1 protein-coding gene is annotated in these 1,275 nt (G+C 72.9%); it reads left to right on the top strand.

The features are described from left to right. Window positions 1-232: 232 nt before the first annotated feature. The coding region (gene trpD / locus ACFW2E_RS47160) for an anthranilate phosphoribosyltransferase (RefSeq protein WP_384478411.1) at window positions 233-1,275 on the top strand (1,043 nt) is incomplete at its 3' end.

The raw sequence follows: 1,275 nt of genomic DNA, 5'->3' as shown, positions 1-1,275 counted from the left end.
TGGGTTTTGTGTGGTTGAAGCGCCCTTTGGGGCCCCACTGGGTGGGGTTTGCCGCGGCGCAAGTACGGAAGGTTCGGCTATCATGATCGGCATGACGACGTTCTGCGGTTTCTGGTGGGCCACCGATCCGGTGGCCTGATACCCCAACACGTCATGTATTCGGCCGTCCGGTGGGCGGCCGTTCCTTGTGTTCCGGGCCCCTGCTGGACTCGACGCCAAGGACGGCGAACCAGTGGACGACAAGCCCCTCCAGCAGCCCCGGACCGGCACCGGCCCCGACGGGCTCTCCTGGCCGCACGTGCTCGCGGTGCTGGCCGCCGGCCGGGACCTCCAGGCCCAGGACACCCGGTGGGTCATGCGCCGGGTCCTGGACGACGACTTCCGGCCTGAGCAACTCGCGGCCTTCCTCATGGGCCTGCGGGTCAAGGGCGAGAACGCCGCCGAACTGTCCGGGCTCGTCGAGGCCGCGCTCGACCACGCCGTGCCAATCGACGTCGACGGTGGTCGGTGCGTCGACCTTGCAGGCACCGGCGGTGACGGCGGCTCGACCGTCAACGTCTCGACCATGGCCTCCATCGTCGTCGCTGCGTGCGGAGTGCGCGTTGTCAAGCACGGCGGGCGCTCGGCGTCGTCCCGGTGCGGCACCGCCGACGTCCTCGAGGCCCTCGGACTCCCGCTCGACCTGCCGCCCGCCGCCGTCGCCGACGTGGCCCGACGGGCAGGAATCACTTTCTGCTTCGCCCCCGCCTTCCACCCTGCCCTGCGCAACGCCGCCCCGGTACGCCGCGCGCTCGCCGTCCCGACCGTGTTCAACCTGCTCGGCCCGCTGCTCAGCCCGGCCCGGCCCCGTTTCCAGGTGGTTGGAGTTGCCGACCTGCGAGCCGCGCCGGCCATCGCTGAGGTACTTGCCGCGCGCGGGACCTCGGCCCTGGTCGTGCGCTCCGAGGACGGCACGGACGAGCTGACGACAGCCGGGCCGGCGAGGATCTGGACGGTCCGCGGGGGCACCGTCACCCCGGAGCTCCTGGAACCGGCCGCCCTGGGCCTCGCGCCCGCGCCGACCGGAGCACTGGCCGGCGCCGGGCCCGAGTACAACGCACGCGTCCTGCGCCGGGTGGTGGCCGGAGAAGCTGGCCCGGTTCTCGACACCGCCCTGCTCAACGCAGCAGCGGCCCTGATCGCCGCCGACCCTCGACCCGGGCCCCTGGTCCCCCGCTTCACACCCGCCCTGCACCGGGCCCGGCAGGCCGTGGCCTCGGGAGCGGCGCTGAAGAC

Source organism: Streptomyces sp. NPDC058964 (assembly GCF_042741275.1).
Taxonomy (GTDB): Bacteria; Actinomycetota; Actinomycetes; order Streptomycetales; family Streptomycetaceae; genus Streptomyces.
This window is presented reverse-complemented; position numbering and strand designations above follow the sequence as displayed.